13 protein-coding genes are annotated in these 18195 nt (G+C 66.3%); 1 reads left to right on the plus strand and 12 read right to left on the minus strand.

What is annotated here, in order from left to right:
* Nucleotides 1-95 precede the first annotated feature (95 nt).
* A complete protein-coding gene (locus JHC57_RS06025; RefSeq protein ID WP_294029102.1) occupies nt 96-1232 on the plus strand; it encodes a diguanylate cyclase in 1137 nt (378 codons plus the stop codon).
* A gap of 72 nt (nt 1233-1304) precedes the next feature.
* Here JHC57_RS06025 and JHC57_RS06030 read toward each other — a convergent pair whose 3' ends face one another.
* From JHC57_RS06030 to JHC57_RS06085, 12 genes are all read right to left on the minus strand, one after another.
* Nucleotides 1305-2597 carry a sugar MFS transporter gene (locus tag JHC57_RS06030; RefSeq protein ID WP_294029103.1) on the minus strand — a complete coding sequence of 431 codons (1293 nt, stop codon included), beginning with the start codon at nt 2595-2597 and terminating at the stop codon, nt 1305-1307.
* A 47-nt stretch (nt 2598-2644) separates the two neighbouring features.
* Nucleotides 2645-5113, minus strand: coding sequence for a glycoside hydrolase family 3 protein (locus JHC57_RS06035; RefSeq protein ID WP_294029104.1), 2469 nt, complete (start codon nt 5111-5113; stop codon nt 2645-2647).
* Nucleotides 5114-5201: 88 nt separating this feature from the next.
* Entirely contained in the window at nt 5202-6395 is a 1194-nt protein-coding gene (locus JHC57_RS06040; RefSeq protein ID WP_294029105.1) for an MFS transporter, read from the minus strand.
* A complete protein-coding gene (locus tag JHC57_RS06045) occupies nt 6388-7449 on the minus strand; it encodes a LacI family DNA-binding transcriptional regulator (protein ID WP_294029106.1) in 1062 nt (353 codons plus the stop codon). The genes JHC57_RS06040 and JHC57_RS06045 overlap by 8 nt, the downstream gene beginning before the upstream one ends.
* Nucleotides 7449-8393 carry a glycoside hydrolase family 16 protein gene (locus JHC57_RS06050; RefSeq protein ID WP_294029107.1) on the minus strand — a complete coding sequence of 315 codons (945 nt, stop codon included), beginning with the start codon at nt 8391-8393 and terminating at the stop codon, nt 7449-7451. Before JHC57_RS06050 ends, JHC57_RS06045 begins: the two co-directional genes overlap by 1 nt.
* Nucleotides 8393-9895: a tryptophan halogenase family protein gene (locus tag JHC57_RS06055; RefSeq protein WP_294029108.1), complete on the minus strand. Its 1503-nt coding sequence runs from the start codon at nt 9893-9895 to the stop codon at nt 8393-8395. Before JHC57_RS06055 ends, JHC57_RS06050 begins: the two co-directional genes overlap by 1 nt.
* A complete protein-coding gene (locus JHC57_RS06060; RefSeq protein WP_294029109.1) occupies nt 9892-10923 on the minus strand; it encodes a cupin-like domain-containing protein in 1032 nt (343 codons plus the stop codon). The genes JHC57_RS06055 and JHC57_RS06060 overlap by 4 nt, the downstream gene beginning before the upstream one ends.
* Complete coding sequence (locus JHC57_RS06065; protein WP_294029110.1) at nt 10916-11635, minus strand: SapC family protein; 720 nt, start codon at nt 11633-11635, stop codon at nt 10916-10918. Before JHC57_RS06065 ends, JHC57_RS06060 begins: the two co-directional genes overlap by 8 nt.
* A 12-nt stretch (nt 11636-11647) precedes the next feature.
* Nucleotides 11648-13183, minus strand: coding sequence for a tryptophan halogenase family protein (locus tag JHC57_RS06070; protein ID WP_294029111.1), 1536 nt, complete (start codon nt 13181-13183; stop codon nt 11648-11650).
* Between the two features lie 105 nt (nt 13184-13288).
* Nucleotides 13289-16300 (minus strand): TonB-dependent receptor, encoded by a 3012-nt coding sequence (locus JHC57_RS06075; RefSeq protein WP_294029112.1) that lies wholly within the window; start codon nt 16298-16300, stop codon nt 13289-13291.
* A gap of 172 nt (nt 16301-16472) precedes the next feature.
* Nucleotides 16473-17363, minus strand: a complete 891-nt coding sequence (locus JHC57_RS06080) for a class I SAM-dependent methyltransferase (RefSeq protein ID WP_294029113.1) — start codon at nt 17361-17363, stop codon at nt 16473-16475.
* A partial coding sequence (locus tag JHC57_RS06085) for a pyridoxal-phosphate dependent enzyme (protein ID WP_294029114.1) occupies nt 17356-18195 on the minus strand: 840 nt, incomplete at its 5' end. The genes JHC57_RS06080 and JHC57_RS06085, both read right to left, overlap by 8 nt.

An 18195-nucleotide genomic window follows, 5' to 3' on the forward strand; every position in this document is an offset into this window, starting at 1 on the left:
AGCTGCCACCGGACCGGTCCGATCCGGACGGAAAATCGCGCCGTTACGGGGTGAATCGGCCTTAAACCTGCATTCCTCCGCTCGTTAAAGCTGGCATGACCACCAAAGCAACAGCATCGAACGAGCCGGTAGGGCGGCTCCTGGGTTGGCTGGGGTTTCGCCAGACGCGTGGCGACGGCCCCGACGCGGGCCATGCGCCACCGGGCAGCGACGGCTTGCGCAATCTGGCTCGCGAGGCGCGCTACGAGCTTGCCGCTTCGATCACGTCGTTTCTCGTCGACAACGACCTCGACGTCTCGCCGGCCAACCTGCTGCTCGCGCATAGCGCCTTTTCGGGCCGCAATCCGCGGCTGGCGCGGCAAATCATCGCGCAGGCGCAAAGGCCTGAAGGGATCAGCCAGAAATGGCTGAGCGATCTCGACGAGCAGGACAGCAACCAGCCCGACCGCGTCGAACTCGACCGGCTGATGACGCGCCTCGAAACCAATATCGAGGCATTCCAGGCGAATACGAAGGAAGCGCGAACCGCCACCACCGATTACGGGACCGAACTCGAACAGCATGTCGACGACCTCGAACAGCTCCAGAAAACGGGCCGTATCGTCTCGAGCCTCGCCGACCTCGCCAAGGTCATGCTCGAGCGCACGCGCAAGGCCGAGGACGATATGCGCAAGAGCGAGGACGAGGCGAAGGCGCTTCGCCGCAGCCTCGACCGCGCCAAGCGCGATGCCGAACTCGATTATCTGACCGGCCTGCCGAACCGCCGCGCCTTCGAGGCGTTGCTCGACCGGCATTACAAGGAAGCGCGCGCCGCGGTCGAACCGCTGAGCGTCGCCTTCTGCGACATCGACGAGTTCAAGAAGATCAACGATCTCCACGGCCACGAGGCGGGCGACCGCGTGATCAAGGCGATCGCCGACACGCTGGCGCGCATCTCGAACGATCATTGCCATGTCGCACGTCACGGCGGCGAGGAATTCGTCATGCTGTTCCGCGGCCTGACCCCGACGCAGGCGGCCGAAAAGCTCGACGACGCGCGCGAGGCGCTCGCCGACCGGCGACTTATCAACCGCAAGACCGACGAGCCCTTCGGCCAGATCACCTTCTCGGGCGGGGTCGCCGACGTGTTCGGCTATGGCGACACGCGCGCCGCGCTCAAGGCCGCCGACGAAGCGCTGTACCGGGCCAAGGACGACGGACGGAACTGCATCCGGATCGCCGATCCGGCCTGATCACCGAATTCCCGCGAGGGGGCGGGAGTTGCGGGCGGCCGGCACCAGACCGGCCGCCCGCAGCGAACCCCGTCAGACGGCCGGGCGCCGCGCATAATAGCCGAAACCGGCGATGACCGCATAGCAAAGCGCGGGAAGGACGAGCGCCATCCCCAGACCGACATTGTCGGCGAGCAGGCCGTAAAGCGCGGGAATCACCGCGCCGCCGGCAATCGCGACGTTGATGATGCCCGATCCGTCGGCGGCGCGCGGCCCCAGCTTCTCGCACGCGAGGCTGAAGATCGTCGGAAACATGATCGAATTCATCAGGCCCACCGCGAGCAGCGAATAGCCCGCCGTCGTCCCGGTGCTGTTCGCCGAAATGGCGATGAGCGTGATCGCGCCCGCCGCAACGGTGGCGAGCAGCAGCCCCGGGCTCACGACGCGCAACAACCCCGATCCGATGAAACGCCCGACGAGGGCGCCGCCCCAATAGAAGGCGAGCAGCTTGCCCGCCTCGGCATCGCTGAGGTTCAGGACATGCGCCTGCGCCAGATAATTGACGAGGAAGCTGCCGATCGCGACTTCGGCGCCGACATAGAGGAAGATGCAGAGCGCGCCATAACCGAAGCGGGGGCGTTTCAGCAGCGCGATGCCGTCGGACAGGCTCGACGCCTCGTGCCGTTCGCCCTGCAGGCGATTGCGGAACATCCAGACCACCGCGGCGACCACTGCCAGCGCCGCGGCGATGCCGAGATAGCCGTGGACGATCGCCTGGCTTTCGGCGGTGCGATAGGCATCGAGTTCGACGCCCGACAACTGGTCGGCGGTCACCGCCGCGAGGCTGCCGAGGATCAGGATCGACCCGAAATAGGGAAAGAGCGTCGTTCCGAGCGAATTGAACGCCTGCGCAAAGGTCAGCCGGCTGTGCGTCGTCGCTGCGGGCCCGAGCAGGCTGATCAGCGGATTGGCGACCACCTGCACCAGCACGACGCCGCTCGCGAGGATGAAATAGGCGAAGAGGAAGACTCCGAAGACCGCGGTCTGGCTCGCCGGAATGAAGAGCAGGCAGCCGGCGATCATCGTCACCAGCCCCGCGACCGCACCGCGCATATAGCCGATCCGCTTGACGAGCCGCGATCCGGGAATGCCGACGATCGCATAGGCGATGAAGAACCACACCTGGACCAGCGACACTTCGAAGAAACTGAGCGTGAACAGCTCCTTGAGCTTCGGCATGATGACGTCGTTCAACGACGTGATGCCGCCGAAAATGAAGAACAGTCCCATCACGAACAGGCGCAGTTCGGGCGCGTCGATATGCGTCCCCTGCCCTTCGCCGGCGTGCGGATCGCCGCTCGACGTCACGTCTGGCGCTAAAGCCATCTTCCTCTCCCCAATATCGGTCTATGCCAACCCGTCTTCGGGTCTGGTCATTTTGCCTTCGGCGGACAAGGAAGATTGTCGCCGACCGCCTGCACATTCGTATTCAGCAGCGTCGCGGCGAAGCCCTTGTCGGCGGTGACGCTGAGCGCATAATCGAGTTTCTGCAGGTTCGCGCCGGCGTCGGCGAAACAGCGCAGCGGGATACGCATCGACGTCACCTCGCCCTTCGGCGCCGCCCTGACCATATCCGTGATGTCGAACGCCTGCCCGCCGAGCGCGAGCTGCACCGGGCCGGAGCCGGGCGCGTCGATACGCCATTCGACGCGGAGCGCGAAGCTGTTGTTGAGCTGGCGCGTCAGGTCGGCATAGGGGCCCGACAGGTGGAATGACGCGGGACCGGTCCAGACGAGGCTCTTGCCGTCCTCCTGCGCCTTCACGTCGACCGATCGCGCCGCGAGCAGGCCGCCGGGGCTCGTCACCGGCACGGATTCGACCGGGCGCGCGCCGCCCGCGTCGGTCACCGTCAGCACCCACGGCGACCGCGCGCGGCCGCCCGAGAAGAAATTCTCGACGTTGAGCGCCGCCGAAATGTCGACACCCAGCTCTTCCGAAAGCTGCGGCACCGTCGTCGTCGCGCCATATTTCAGCCCATAGCCGACCGCGAACTGCGGCTTTTCGACCGGCGATCGCGCGTCGGACGGCCAGGCGAAGGGCAAGGTGCCGGTAAAGGCGCGCGGCGTCTTGCCGTCCTTGCCCGCGACGAGAACGTCGGCGACGCCCGCGCCCTGCGAGCCCGGCAGCCAGCCCGCGACGAAGGCGTCGGCGGCGTTGATCTCGGGATTGGTGAACATCGGCCGTCCCGACAGGAAAAGCGCCACCACCGGAATGCCCGCGGCCTTCAGCTTCCTGAGCGTCGCGAGATCGGTCGCCTCGGTCGGCTGATAGTCGAGCGTGGCGACATCGCCCTGGAATTCGGCGTACGGCGGCTCGCCGAACACCACGATCGCGACGTCGGGCTTTTCCCTGAACGCGCCGTCCCCGGACAGCGTCGCAACGCCGCCCGCCTCGCGCACCGACCTGTCGAGCGCCTCCCAGATCGTCTGGCCGTTCGGGAAGTCCGAGCGGACGACGTCGGTGCCCTGCCAGCTGATCGTCCAGCCGCCCGACTGGATCGCCATATTGTCGGCTGCGGGGCCGGTGACGAGCACGCGCGCGCCGGGTCTGATCGGCAGGACGCCGCCGTTATTCTTCAGGAGGACCAGCGACTTGGCAACCGCCTCTCTTGCCACGGCGAGGTGATCGGCGGCGCCGACCGCGGCAAAATCGCCCCGATCCACATGCCCCTCGGCAAAGAGACCCAGCTTGTATTTCACGCGCAGGATACGCCGCACCGCATCGTCGAGACGGGCGGCGGGGATCGTGCCGTCCTTCGCCTGCCTCAGCGTCGTTTCATAGAGGCCCTTCCAGCTGTCGGGCGCCATGAACATGTCGAGCCCGGCGTTGATCGACTGCGCGCAGTCGGTGACGCTGCACCCCGCGACCTGTCCGTGGCCGTTCCAGTCGCCGACCACGAAACCCTCGAAGCCCATCTTCTTCTTGAGCGCGTCGGTGAGCAGCCCCTTGTTGCCGTGATGCTTGACGCCGTTCCAGCTCGAGAAGCTGGCCATCACGGTCAGCGCGCCCGCGTCGATCGCGGCGGGATAGCCCATGGCGTGCTTCGCGATCAGTTCCTTCTCGCCGATCTTCGCGTCGCCCTGATCCTTGCCCTCGAACGTCCCGCCGTCGGCGAGGAAATGCTTCGCGGTCGCGGCGACATGGCTGGCGCCCACGGTCTTGCCCGCGACAAGCGGCCCCTGCAGCCCGATGACCATCGCCTTCGCATAATCGGCGACGAGCTCCGGATCGGATGCATAGCCTTCGTAGCTGCGCCCCCAGCGCAGGTCCTGCGGCACCGCGAGCGTCGGCGCGAAGGTCCATTCGATCCCGCTCCCGGCGATTTCGGCGGCGGTGACCGCGCCGATGCGCTGGATCAGCTCGGGATCGCGCGCGGCGCCAAGGCCGATATTGTGCGGGAACAGCGTCGCACCGGGGATATTGTTATGCCCGTGGACCGCGTCGACACCGAAGATGATCGGGATCGCGACGCCATTGGCCTGCGGACGCAGCGACACGGCGCGGAACTCGCCGACAAGCCTGGCCCAGTCGGCCGCGCTCGACCGTTCGTTGCCGTTGGGACCGCTGTTGCCGCCCGCGAGGATCGATCCCAGCGGATAGGTTTCAAGGTCCTTCGGTGTGATCGTGCTGATGTCGCCCTGGATCAGCTGGCCGACCTTCTGCTCGATCGTCATCTTCTTCATCAGCGCGTCGATGCGCGCTTCGGTTCCGGGATCGGAGATCGCGGCGGGGCTCTTTGCCGCCGGCCATAATTCGGGGTGGACGGTCGCGTCCTGCGGCGCGGCCATTGCGGTTCCCGCCATGAGCAGTGCGATCGCGATACCCGTTGCCTGTCGGCGCATTGTCTCTCCCATCCCTTTTATGTGAACGTTATCAAAATTGATGTCGCATAGGGTGCGGACGAAATCAAGCGCTCTGTTCGGGGAGAGCTCAGCGCGGGCGCGGCATCGTCGCGAGCAGCAGCACCGCGATCGCGGTCAGCCCCGCAAGCAACAGGAAAAGCGCGTCATATCCAAAGCCCGGCACGAGCGAGATGGTGAGCCACGGCATGATCAGCGACGGCACGGTATTGGTGAGGTTGAAGATGCCGAGGTCGCGCCCGCGCCGGTCCGACCGCGGCAGGATGCGCAACGTCTGGCTGGTGTGGAGCGAGAGGAACACCGTCGTCGCGGTGCCGAAGGCCAGATAGCTCGCCTTCGCCATGTCGATTTCGGCCGAAAAGGCCATGCCGATCATCCCCGCCGCCGAAACCGCGGCGCTGACGACGAGCGGCAGAAACGGCCGGTCGTTGCGATCGGCCCAGCGACCGCCGATCAGCGCGATCGGGATGGCGAGCGAAAGCGCAATCCCGAAAATACGCGCTTTTTCATTGTCGTTCATCGCGGGATCGATCGATCGAAACCAGAAATAGAGATAGGCGAACAACGCCGCCTCGGCGATCTGGACCAGCAGGCGCGCCAGCCACATCCGGATCGCGGGGCCCGTCGGACGCCGCGGCGAAGCGTCCTGAAAGTGCGCGGGCGGCGCGGTGAGTTCGGGAAAGGTGCGCGGCCGGCCGAACAGCAGGACGGGCAGCACCGCGCCCGCGACGAGCAGCGCGATGACCGCCAGCCGGCCTTCGCCCGATACCAGCCCCGGCCAGGTCACGAGCGCCCCCGACCAGGCGCCGAGCGCGGGCGAGAAGGCGAGCAGCCCGCCGAGCAGTCCCTTCTGCTCGTCGGGCACGAGGTCCCCCGCCCAGGCCGCAAGCGGCCCGAGCATCATGTTGAGCGCGAGCTGCCACGCGATGATGACCCCGACCAGCGTCCACACATCGCGCGCGAGCGGCACGAGGAGGAGGAGCAACAGGCTCAGTCCCAGTCCGGCGAGCACCCAGCCGCGGCGGTTATGCGTCCGATCGCTGAGCCAGCCGAAAAATATCCCGCCGGCGCTCGCGCCGATCGCCCCGAAAAAGGTGGTATAGCCGAGGGCCTGAACGTCGGCCGTTCCGACCAGTTCGGTCATCCGGCCGGGCAACCAGATCGTCAGGAAGGGAACATAGGCGATCGCGCCGCCCGCCGAGGCGAGCGCGTAGAGAAGCAGGAAACCCGGCGACTGGCGCCGCGCCGCGGCGGTGTCAGCCATGAACGACGGCCGGCGCGGCGGTCGATCCGCGCGGCACCAGTCCGCCCTGCACGCGCGTCGGCTCGGTCGGGCGCTGTCCCCCGCGCTGCGCCGCGATGATCAGTTCGACCGCCCGCGATGCGGTCTCGGCCACCGGCTGGTCGACCGCGGTCAGCGCCGGCTGGGTGAAGCGCACCACGGGGGTATTGTCGAAACTGACGATCGACAATTGCCCCGGCACGTCGAGTCCCTTTTCGCGCGCGACCTCGAGCGTCGCGAGCGCCATCTGGTCGCTGCTCGCGATGATCGCGGTCGGCGGGTTCGCACCGTCGAGAAGTTGCCGTGCCGCCACCGCGCCCGACGCATAGGTGAAATCGCCCTCGACGAGCAGCCCGGCGGTCGGTAGCCCCTCGACCGCCATCTCGCCTTCCCATCCGTCGATGCGCCAGCGGCTGAGGCTATATTCGGGCGAGCCGGCGATGAAGCCGATCCGTTTGTGCCCGAGGTCGACCAGATGCCGCGTCGCGCGCCGCGCCGACCCCTCGTCGTCCATCGTGAGTGCGATGCCCGCCGCGCCGTCGCGCGAACCGATGCGCGCGAACGGGATTTTCTGCTGGTCGAGCAGCCCGACGATCAGCGGATTGTCCGAGTGCGGCGGGGTCAGGATCACGCCGTCGGGCTGAAGCGCGGCGATCGCCGCGCGCAGCTCGCGCTCGACATGGTCGTTATGCGTGTCGACCAGCTCGAAGATCATGCGATAGCCATATTCGGCGCATTTCAGCATCCCGCCGAGCAGCATCTGGTCGACCCAGTCGACGCCCTGCCGCCCCTGCCAGTCGGCGATCGTGCGTTCGCGGTCGTTGATCGCGAGGATCAGATAGGAGCGTGACCCACTCATTCGCTGCGCCGCGATCGACGGGACATAGCCCAGCTTGTCGATCGACGCCTGGACGCGTTCCTTCATTTCGGGACGGACGTTGGGTTCGTCGTTGATGACGCGGCTCACCGTCTGCAGCGACACTCCCGCGTCGGCTGCCACATGCTTGATCGTTACCGATTGCCGCCGACGCCCCATTATTGTTCTTGGTCCCCTGCCTCGCCGCATGCGCTAACGGCATCGTTGTCACATTGCCAGACGCGAACCCAATCTATTTCCATATTTTTCGGATATCCGCCTTCATCGACGCCCTTGATCCCGCGCCCTTCAGCGAGCCCGCCGCCGACCGCGAGGTTCAGGATCAGGTGAAAGGGCCGGTCGAACGGTGCCGCGGGATCGCTCGATCCGCTCGTCGTCCACTCGCTCGCGACGCGCGTCGCATAGGGCTCCCCGTCGACCGTCCACACGATCCGACCCTTTTTCCACACGATGCCGAAGACATGAAAACCATCGAGCGGCGCCGGAAGCGCGGTTTCGTCGCCCTTGTGCCTGTTGTCGGGCCATTGCCCGCCGAAATGCAGTGTGCCGAGGATCCGGTTCTCGATCCCGCCCGCGCATTCATCGCACCGCACGCCGAGGTTCACCGCTTCCAGAATGTCGATCTCGCCCGATGCCGCCCAGGTGCCGTAATCGTTGGTCTCGGGAAGCATCCAGATCGCGGGCCATGTCCCCTGCCCCTGCGGCAGCTTCGCGCGCACCTCGATCCGGCCAAAGGTCCACGCCGCCTTCCCGCGCGTGACGAGCCGCGCCGAGGTGAAAGCCTTGTTCGCCTCAGCCTTCGCCTTTTCCGGATCGCCGCGCTGCGACAGCGGGAAGGCGGGCCCGGTCATCGCTTCCTTGCGCGCGGTGATGACCAGCTTGCCGTCCGCGACCGCGGCATTGGCGGCGCGGTCGGTATAGCATTGGCGCTCGCTGTTGCCGCCGCCCCAGCAATCGACGTCGAAATCCCATTTGCTGCGGTCGATCGCGCTGCCCTCGAACTCGTCGGACCAGACGAGCCGCCAGCCGGCCTCTGCCGGCTCGTGCGCGCCGGCGACACCCGCAAGGGCAAGCGCCGTCAAATGGAAAAGGAGTGGACGCATCAAGCCGCCTGCGGGACCGCCGCGCCGCAGTAGCGGGCGACATAATCCTGGTGCACGGGCAGGCTGGCGACGGTCTGCCGCACGTCGCTGCGGATCGTTTCGAGCAGGCGCTCGAGTTCGTCGTCGCGCAGCTTTTCGGCGATCGGGTGCCAGCTTTGCGGCTCGATCCCCTGCCCCATCATCACCTGCACCCAGCTGTTCTCGGCGAACAATTCCTCATTCTTGCGGAAGACGCGGCCGGTTTCGCGGAACAGCTCGATCTTCTGCGCCAGTGAATCGGGGATCGGCATCGCCGCGCAGTGACGCCAGAACGGGCTGTCGCGGCGGTTGGTGACCTTGTAGTGCAGCACGAGGAAGTCGCGGATCTGCAGCATGTCCTGCATCTGCTGGTCGTTGAACTCGGCGATATCGCGCTCACTCACCCGTCCCGCCGGCAGCATGCGGATGAAGCGCAGCACCGACCGCTGGATCAGGTGGATCGCGGTCGATTCCAGCGGCTCCATGAAACCCGCCGACAGGCCGACGGCAACGCAGTTGCGATACCATTGTCTGCGGCGCGTACCCGCCGTGAAACGCAGGAAATTGGGTTGGGTCAGCGCCTCGCCCTCGATATTGCCGAGCAGACGGTCGAGCGCCGCGTCGCGATCGAGATAGCGGCTGCAATAGACGATGCCGTTGCCGGTGCGGTGCTGCAGCGGAATGCGCCATTGCCACCCCGCGTCATGCGCCATCACGCGCGTATAGGGCATCGGCGGATGGACGTTGGGCGTCTGGAGCGCGATCGCGCTGTCGCACGGCAGCCAGTTGCTCCAGTCGTCGAACCCGGCGTGGAGCGCCCCCTCCATCAGCAGCGCGCGAAAGCCCGTGCAGTCGATGAACAGATCGCCCTCGATCCGCCGGTCGCCGTCGAGAACCAGCGCGGCGATATCGCCGCTTTCGCCGTCGAGCTCGACGCGCGCGATCTTGCCCTCGATCCGCTTCGCCCCGTCGGCCTCCGCCATTTCGCGCAGGAAGCGCGCATAAAGGCCGGAATCGAGCTGATAGGCATAGTTCATGCGGTCTTCGGGCAGGTGCGCGAACCTGCCCTCGATCGCCGCCTTCAGCTCCATGCAATAATCGTCATAGGGCTGCTGATGCCCCTTGGCGCGGCCATAGAGCCAGAAATGCTGGAAGCCCGCCGACCAGTGATCCTTGCCGGTCAGGCCGAAGCTGTGGAAATATTGGGTCCCCACATCCTTCCAGTCGTCGAACAGGATGCCAAGCTTGAAGGTCGCCTGCGTCGCGCGCATGAAATCGGCTTCGTTGATGCGCAGCACGCGGTTGAAATTGACCAGCGGCGGAATGGTGGACTCGCCGACGCCGATCGTCCCGATGGCTTCGGATTCGACCAGCGTCAGGTCGACGGCGGCGCCCAGCGTGCGCGCGATCGCGGCGGCGGCCATCCAGCCCGCGGTACCGCCGCCCGCTATCACGATGCGCTGGACGCGTTTGTTCTCGTTCATCGGCTGAGGGTCCTCAACAGGAAGGCGCGGAGGCGTCCGGCGCTTTCGGGGGTAAGCCGCGCGAGGATGCTGCGCGCCTTTTCGGGAATATGGGCGATGACCTGCTCGTCATTTTCGAACACATAATGGTCGAACAGGTCGCGCCAGATCGCCTTGTCCTCGGGCGGCAGGTCGCGGATCGCGAGGATCGCGTGGTTGAGCGCGACCTGCGGCTGTCCCAGCCAGCCGGGCGTGCGGCGCCACCAGTAATTGACCAGCACGTTGAAGTCGGCGAGCCCTTCGACATGATGCCACCACATCGACGGGATGAAGATCGCGTCGCCGGGTTCGAGTTCGACCGTCTGCGCCTCGGCCATCGCATCGACGAAGCGCGGGAAGGCCGCGAGGTCGGGAGCATCGAAATCGACCATGCTCACCGCGCGGCCCGCCGGGGTGTGATCGATCGGACCCAGATACAGATTGCGGAACTGGTGCGGCGGGAACAGCGTGAAGCGGCGCCGCCCGACCGCGCAGCAGGCGAGATTGTCGGGAAAGTCGTTGTGCGCCGCGATCTTCGTCCGCGTGCCGATCCAGATGCTTTTCAGCGGATCGCGTGTCCCGAGATCGATCGGATTGGCTTCGTCGAGCCTGTCGAAATGCGACGGGATGTCGATCGACGCCAGATAGACGGTGCGGCGCTCGCCCTGTTCCTCGGCCTGGTCGATGCCGCCGAAAATGTCGGCCAGCTTGCCCGTCCCGATCCGGAAATTCATTTCCATTTCGGCGTCGTAGAATAGCCGTCCGTCATGGCCCGGCGCCCCGATCGACACCTTGAACGGACGGTCGCGCGCATGGCCCAGAAGATAGCGCCGCGCGTCGCGCGCCGACCGCCTGCCCGCCTCGACGAGCGGCCAGTCGGCGACGAGCCCGCGCAGGACAAAGGGCTCGCGCGCGCCTTCCAGCACCGCGTCGGGCCCCGCCCCCTTGCCCCATTCGCGCTCGGGCACCGGCGCGAAGTGATCGTAGATGGCGCGGTCGCGCTCAGCCACCGGCCAGCCTCATGTTCTTGCGCGCGACGAGCACCGAGAGCTGCGACAGCGATGCCAGCGCCATGAACATCGGCATCAGGTGCCCCGCCGCGTGGAGCGCACCGAGTGCTTCGGCATCGAGCGCGCGGAGCTTCGCCTCGTCGATGATGTGGAATCCGACGAGCGAGTGGATCGACCCGTCGTCGAGCGTCACCTCGAGGCTGAACGGCTCGAGCAGGTCGTGGGCGAGCAGCGCGTCGTAAAAGGCCGCGCTCTCGCGATAGCCTTGGTCGAGGTCGCCCAGCCGCCCGGCGATCTCGTCGAGAAACGGCGTCGCCATGCCGTCGGCGTCGAACAGCCGGATGCCTTCGCCGCTCGCCGCGATGCGCGGATGGTCCATGTCGACGTGGACCTGCCCCGGCCCCTCGCCGCTCGCCGGACGGCCGATCAGGAAGGGCTGGATCGCAACCGACAGCGGGCGATAACGCGCGTCCCACCTGTCGCCGTCGAGGAACAGGTTCTCGCCGCTCTGAAACCCGAACATCGCCAGCGCCGCAAACTCCTCGCGCCCGGTTTCGCGGCGAAACAGGATCGGGAAATGCGCCTGCACGCGGCGGAACTCGCTCGGCACCGTCAGCGCCGCCATGATGTCGTCGCCCAGTTCCGCCCCCGCATCGGTCCGGATGCGCAAATCGCGGTGGGTCTTGTTGTCGAGGACGGCGTGGCGGGTCATCAAATTCCTTTCCTATCGCGCCGCGACGGCATCGATGCCGGGTCGCGGCGCGTCGAGATAATCGCGATTGCCGGGCAGCGCGGCGGCAAGCGACCGCGCGCGGCGGCGGTTCTCGGCGAGCAGCGCGGCCGCCCGCTCGCCCGGCACAAGGCCCGGGGGGACCGGATACCCCATGCCGTACAGGATATACTGGTGGCTCGCGGCCGAAAATATTTCGTCGACGCGCGGGAAATCCCACGCCGACGGCGGCTGGTCGCGCCACAGGCGGAGCATTTCGGCCAGCCGGGGCGGGACATGCGCCGCATCGCGCTGCGCGCGCCAATAGGGCTCGTCGCGGCGGCTCAGCACATAATGGAGCTTCAGAAATTCGACGATGCGGTCCCAGCGATAGCGGAACAGCTCGTTGAAGCGGCCCGCGTGGATTTCCATCGCCGCGCGGCTCGCCGGAAAATTGTCGATCAGGGCGCCCAGCGACAATTCGATCATCACGATCGCCGACGCTTCGAGCGGCTCGATAAAGCCCGCCGAGAGGCCGATCGCGATGCAATTGCCTTCCCAGAAGCGCGCGCGGTGCCCCGTCGGGAAACTCAGGCGGCGCGCCGGGACCTCGGGCGCATCGGGCAGCACGCGCGCGATATGGGCGCGCAGCGTCGCCTCCGCCGCATCGTCATCCATGAAACGGCTCGCATAGACGCAGCCGATGCCGCGGCGGCCGGGCAGCCCGATATCCCAGATCCAGCCCGCTTCATGCGCGGTCGATACCGTCTGCGACGCGACCGGACTGCCGGGCGCGACCGGCACCTGCGCCGCGAGCGCGCGATCGTTGAACAGCGTGTCGCCGCGGTCGATCCATTCGACGCCCAGATGCCCCCCCATCAGCAGCGACGCATGGCCGCTGCAGTCGATGAAGAGATCGCCCTCGATATCGCCGTTTCGCCGCGTCGCGACCGAAGCGATGCCGCCCGCGCCATCGCGCGCGACGGCGACGACATGGTCCGAAACATGTCTGACGCCGAGCCGCCGGACCGCATGCGACGCGAGCAAGGCCGCGAACTTCCCCGCATCGAGATGATAGGCGTAATTCACCGCGCCCTGATAGTCGGGCATCGCGCGCTGCCGCGGTGCGAGGTCGAGGTCGCAGACATGCGCCTGCGCGGTCATCGCAGCGGCGAAGGGCTGATCGGCCGCGCCGGCCCGCCAGGCCGCGAGCAACTCCTCCACCGGCGCCGCGGGCGGCGAGGTGAAAGGATGGAGGTAGCGATCCCCGGCCGCACCCGTCACCCAGCCGTCGAACCGCGACCCCTGCTTGAACGACGCGTCGCATGCGGAGAGAAACTCGCCCTCGCCGATCCCGATCGCCGTCAGCGTCGCGCGCATCGTCGGCCAGGTCCCCTCGCCGACGCCGATCGTCGGGATATCGGGCGCTTCGATCAGCGTGACCGACAGCCGGCCCGCGACCGCGCGCGGCGAACTCGCAAGCCGCGCTGCCGTCAGCCAGCCGGCGGTGCCGCCGCCCACGATGACAACCCTCTCGATCGCGCTATCCATTGCCGTCGATCCTAGGCCGTGAAACCGCCCCCGTCACGCAAAAGAGCCGCGCCCCGGGGAAGACGCGACCCTTTGCTTGCGACCGGCAGAAGCTGCCCACCCGCCTCAGAAGCTGAACCTGACCCCTGCCGCATAGCGGGCGAAACCCGGCTGCACGAAGGTGACGTTGTTCTTGTGGCGAAGGTGCCCGCGGCGCCCCTCGCCGGTCAGGTTGATCGCCTCGACGAATGCGGTGAAGCCCGGAATGAACTCGTAGCTCGCGCTCGCGTCGATCTGCCAATATTCCTCGGTATAGAAGGGATTGGGGCCCGTCCCGGCGAGGAATTCGTCGCGCCAGTTCCACGCGACGCGCGCCTGGAGGCCGTTCTTGTCGTAGTAGGCGACCGCATTGGCGCTGTCGCTGAGCCCGGTCAGCGCGAACTGCGCCACCGACGACGGCTGCGTATTGTCGTAGACGGCGTCGCCATTGACGATCGTATAGTTCAGGATCACGCCGAAACCCGTGTCCCAGAAGCTGTGCTGGAGCGCGAACTCCCAGCCGTTGAGCGATGCCGTCTGGTCGCTGTTGATCGGCGTCGTGATTTCGAAATTGACCAGCGGATCGCCCGGGGCCGCGTTGATGATGTTCCCCGTCACCGTTTCGGGGAACTGCCTGATGATCTCCTGGCGAATTTCCGCCACCGTCGCGTTCGGTCCGAGCGCCGCGATCGCGGCGTTCCAGCGCGGCCCGCCGATCGGGGTCGTCAGTCCGAAGGCGGTGGTGTCGATCCGCGTCGTCGATATGAAATTGCTCACATCCTTGTGGAAATATCCGACCGACACATAGCTGTCGCGCCCGTAATACCACTCCGCCGACAGATCGATATTCTTCGACTTGTACGGAATCAGCCCCGGATTGCCCTGGGCACCCGTGCCGCCCCCGACGCGGAACAGCGTATCGATCGTGCGCCCGCCCTGCATGCTGGCATAGTCGGGGCGCGTGATCGTGTGGCTGTACGATGCGCGCAGCTTGACATCCTCCATCGGCGACATGTCGAAGTCGAACGCCGGCAGCCAATTGTCGTACGAGCCCTTGAACCGCGTGAAGCTGCTATCGTTCGAAAAGACGACGTTGAGTTCATTGTCGCCGATCCAGCGCGTGGTGACCGGTACCGGCACCAGCGCCGCCGACGCGATATCGGTCGTTTCATAACGGAGGCCCGCCCGGAAGTGCGCCGGATTCTGGAACAGGTCGAACACCGTCGCAACCTGCAGATAAGGCGCCAGCGTCTTTTCCGAAATGCGGCGGTCGGTGTTGAAATTGGCAAGGCAGGTGCCCGGCTGCGCCGACCCCGTCGCGGGATTGCTGCACGACTGGAAATTCTGCTCGACCAGATCGGCCATGCGCTCGAAATCGAACGTATAGAAGCTCTGGATCATCCCGTCCTGCGCGAGGCCCGGGAACTTGTCGGGCAGCGACACGAGCGAGAAAATGTCGTCGGGGATGCTCGATGCGGGGCCCGCGCCGCCCCAGGTGTCGTCGTTCTGGATCGTACCGAAGGCCGAACGCACCTTGCTGTCGACGAACGACACGCCGAAATCGATGCTGTCGAGGAAGCCGCCGTCATGATCATATTGACCGCGCAACTGCAACTGATTGATCCGGTTCCGGAAATAGGCATTGCGGAACGCGTTGCCGGTCGGCGTGACCAGCCCGGCATCCAGCGGATCGATCCCGGGGTGCATGTTGTAGGAAATGACCGGCAGGTCGTTCTCGAAATTGATCGTCTGGCTCTGAACGCCGAAGACGGCGTTCCCCAGCGACATGCTCGAACCGAACCGGTTGACGGGATTGACCTCGGCGGTCGAATGATGCCCGTCGAGTTCGAAAGTGACGCCGTCCGGGCCCTTCCATTCCAGATTGACGCCGATCGAATTATTCTCGGCCCGGTTCTCGGTCAGCGCGCCGCTGTACGACAGATCCTTGCCGCCATAGAGCGCGTCCGGACCCGGAACACCGGCCGGTGCGCCGAAACGCTCGGTGTAGAAGAGCGGGCCGGCGATCGGACCATCGGTCCATGCGCTCGACGTGTCTTCATGATTGAACCACACGCCGACATTGCTGTTCCGCGTTTCGACGGTGTTGCGCGAATAGATATAGTCGATCGTCGCCGTGAACGCGTCGGTCGGACGGAATTGCAGCACCGCCTGGCCATTGATGCGCTCGCGATTGACGTCGTTGAGGTCGTAGGACGCGTTCTGCGGCACCTGATAGACGTCATTCCCCTCGGGCCGGTTGGTAATATTGGGATAGCGGGGATCGGGTTCCTCCACCCCGTCGACGATCCGCGTCGGCTGCGCGAGCGAACCCCAATTGTTTTCGCTGCCCAGATAGCCGTCGCGCCAGCCGACGTTCGCGGTGTTCGTGCTCGATTTGCGCTTCTGGTACGAACCCGCGACCATGATGCCGATCGTGTCGTCGGCAAAGGTTGTGCTGAAGATGCCCGACACCTCGGGGGTGATCGGATTGCCCTTGTTGCGCGACGAATCGTACACGCCCTTGACCGACAGACTGCCGCGCATGCCGGGGTTGTCGAGCGGGCGCGGCGTGCGGATGTTGATCGACGAACCGATACCGCCCGATTCGATCGTGGCACGGCCGCTCTTGTACACTTCGACCGATGCGATGCCTTCGGACGCGAGGTTGGCGAAGTCGAACGAGCGCGAGGACGGCGCGCTGCCGCCGTCGCCGATCAGCGCGGTCGGCATCTGGCGGCCGTTGACGGTGACCAGGTTGAACTCGGGGCCGAAGCCGCGGACGGTGACGAGCGAGCCCTCGCCGTTCGAACGGTCGATCGAGACGCCGGTAATGCGCTGCAACGATTCGGCGAGGTTGGTGTCGGGGAATTTGCCGATATCCTCGGCCGAAATCGCGTCGACGACGCCCTGCGCCTCACGCTTGATATCGGCGGATGCGGCGAGCGATGCGCGGATACCGGTCACGACGATCTCGTCGCCGCCGACTTCGCTGTCGGCCGGCGCTTCCTGCGCCATCGCAACCTGCGCCATGCCCATCATCGACAGCGCCGAAGTCCCGGCCAGAAATTTGGCAAGCCACTGTTTTTGAGACGCCCGCATCCCCATTCCTCCCAAATCAGCCGCTCTTTTATTGGCGGCATATCCGTTATGTGAACGTTATCTAAATGGGAACGTTCTCATTGTCAACGCGTCGAGCGTTGCATTTGGGTCACAATGCTGCGCTTTTTTGTGCGGCAAACGTATGCAGCAAACGGCGGGGCGAAGAAAAGCTTCAGCGGCTCCAGCGCGCGAAAATCGCGGTGGGGAGCAGGAGTCCCCTCGCCTCTTCGCGCACCGCAAGCTCGCCGCACTCGATCTTGCCCGGCAGGTCGGCGAACAATTGTGCGAGGAGTTCGCCGATCGCGAGCGCCGACATCCGCACGGCATAGACGGTCAGGAACAGCGCGCGACTGTCTTCGTCGAGGATCTGGCGGCAATCGGCGAGCAAGGGCGCCAGCCCCTCCTCGATCTGCCAGCGTTCGCCGCCCGGACCGCGGCCGAACTTCGGAGGGTCGAGCAGGATCGCATCGTAACGCCGCTCGCGCCGCACTTCGCGCGCGGTGAATTTCCCGGCATCGTCGACGATCCAGCGCACCGGCCTGTCGGCCATGCCCGCGAGCGCCGCATTCTCGCGCGCCTGCCCCACCGACTTCTTCGACGCATCGACATGCGTAACCGACGCGCCCGCCGCGGCGAGCGCCTGACTGCCGACGCCGGTGTAACCGAACAGGTTCAGGAACGCCGGGTCGGGCTTGTCGGCAACGCGTTCGCGCAGCCAGTCCCAGACCGGCGCCATGTCGGGAAAGAAGCCGAGATGCCGAAACGGCGTGCACGACGCGGTGAAGCGCGTCTCGCGCCAGCCGAGCGGCCACCCCTCGGCGGGCACGGGTTTGTTATAATACCAGCGGCCGCCGCCATCATCGTCCGACGCGGGGATGAATTCGCCGTCGGCGGCTTCCCATTCAGCGGCGGGCAGCGCGGGCGCCCACATCGCCTGCGGTTCGGGGCGGATGAAGCGATAGCGGCCATAGCGTTCGAGCTTGCGCCCGTTCCCGCTGTCGACCAGCCCGTAATCCTCCCACGCCTCGCCGACGAGCGTGACGAGGGGAAGCAGATCAGCCACGCGCCGCTTCCGCCAGAATGAAGGCCTTCACCGCGTCATAGTCGCCGGGAAGCTTCGTATAGCGTTCCTCGCGATCGAAGAGGTTGCCCAGCCGCCCGGGCAGCGAGGGGCGTACGCCGCTCGCGCGCTCGACCGCCTCGCGGAACTTCGCCGGATGCGCCGTCGCCAGCGTCACGACCGGAACGTCGGCATCGATCTCGAGTTGGCGCGCCGCTGCGAGGCCGACCGCGCTGTGCGGGTCGATCACCTGCCCGCCGCGCTCCTGCGCCCAGCGCAGCGCGAGCGCCATCGCGTCGCCGTCGATGCTCGCGCTCGAAAACAGGTCGCGCGCGCCCGCGAGCATATCGGCAGGGATCGTCATCGCGCGGCTCTTGTCGAACTCGCCCATCATGCCGGCGATCGCGGCGCCGTCGCGCCCCGCGAGGTCGAAGAGCAGCCGCTCGAAATTGCTGCTGACCTGGATATCCATGCTCGGCGTCGCGGTCGGCGTCACCGTGCCGGCGCTGTAATCGCCGCTGGTGAGCGCACGGTGGAGGATGTCGTTGACGTTGGTCGCGACGACCAGCTTCGCCACGGGCAATCCCATCCGCGCCGCGACATAGCCCGCGAACACATCGCCGAAATTGCCCGTCGGCACGCTGAACGCGACCGGACGGTCGGGACCGCCAAGGCGGACCGCAGCGTAGAAATAATAGACGACCTGCGCCATCAGCCGCGCCCAGTTGATGCTGTTCACCGCCGACAGCGTGACTTGGCTGCGCGCCTCCTCGTCGCCGAACAGCCGCTTCACCATCGCCTGCGCATCGTCGAAGCTGCCGTCGATCGCGATATT

This window comes from Sphingopyxis sp. (genome assembly GCF_016463645.1).
In the GTDB taxonomy this organism is placed as follows: Bacteria; Pseudomonadota; Alphaproteobacteria; order Sphingomonadales; family Sphingomonadaceae; genus Sphingopyxis.

Excerpts from the sequence above, each read along its gene's own strand:
- JHC57_RS06035 (WP_294029104.1), bottom strand. The coding sequence starts at position 5,113 with ATGCGCCGACAGGCAACGGGTATCGCGATCGCACTGCTCATGGCGGGA.
- JHC57_RS06065 (WP_294029110.1), bottom strand. The coding sequence starts at position 11,635 with ATGACCCGCCACGCCGTCCTCGACAACAAGACCCACCGCGATTTGCGC.
- JHC57_RS06030 (WP_294029103.1), bottom strand. The coding sequence starts at position 2,597 with ATGGCTTTAGCGCCAGACGTGACGTCGAGCGGCGATCCGCACGCCGGC.
- JHC57_RS06040 (WP_294029105.1), bottom strand. The coding sequence starts at position 6,395 with ATGGCTGACACCGCCGCGGCGCGGCGCCAGTCGCCGGGTTTCCTGCTT.
- JHC57_RS06075 (WP_294029112.1), bottom strand. The coding sequence starts at position 16,300 with ATGCGGGCGTCTCAAAAACAGTGGCTTGCCAAATTTCTGGCCGGGACT.
- JHC57_RS06050 (WP_294029107.1), bottom strand. The coding sequence starts at position 8,393 with ATGCGTCCACTCCTTTTCCATTTGACGGCGCTTGCCCTTGCGGGTGTC.
- JHC57_RS06025 (WP_294029102.1), top strand. The coding sequence starts at position 96 with ATGACCACCAAAGCAACAGCATCGAACGAGCCGGTAGGGCGGCTCCTG.
- JHC57_RS06045 (WP_294029106.1), bottom strand. The coding sequence starts at position 7,449 with ATGGGGCGTCGGCGGCAATCGGTAACGATCAAGCATGTGGCAGCCGAC.
- JHC57_RS06055 (WP_294029108.1), bottom strand. The coding sequence starts at position 9,895 with ATGAACGAGAACAAACGCGTCCAGCGCATCGTGATAGCGGGCGGCGGT.
- JHC57_RS06070 (WP_294029111.1), bottom strand. The coding sequence starts at position 13,183 with ATGGATAGCGCGATCGAGAGGGTTGTCATCGTGGGCGGCGGCACCGCC.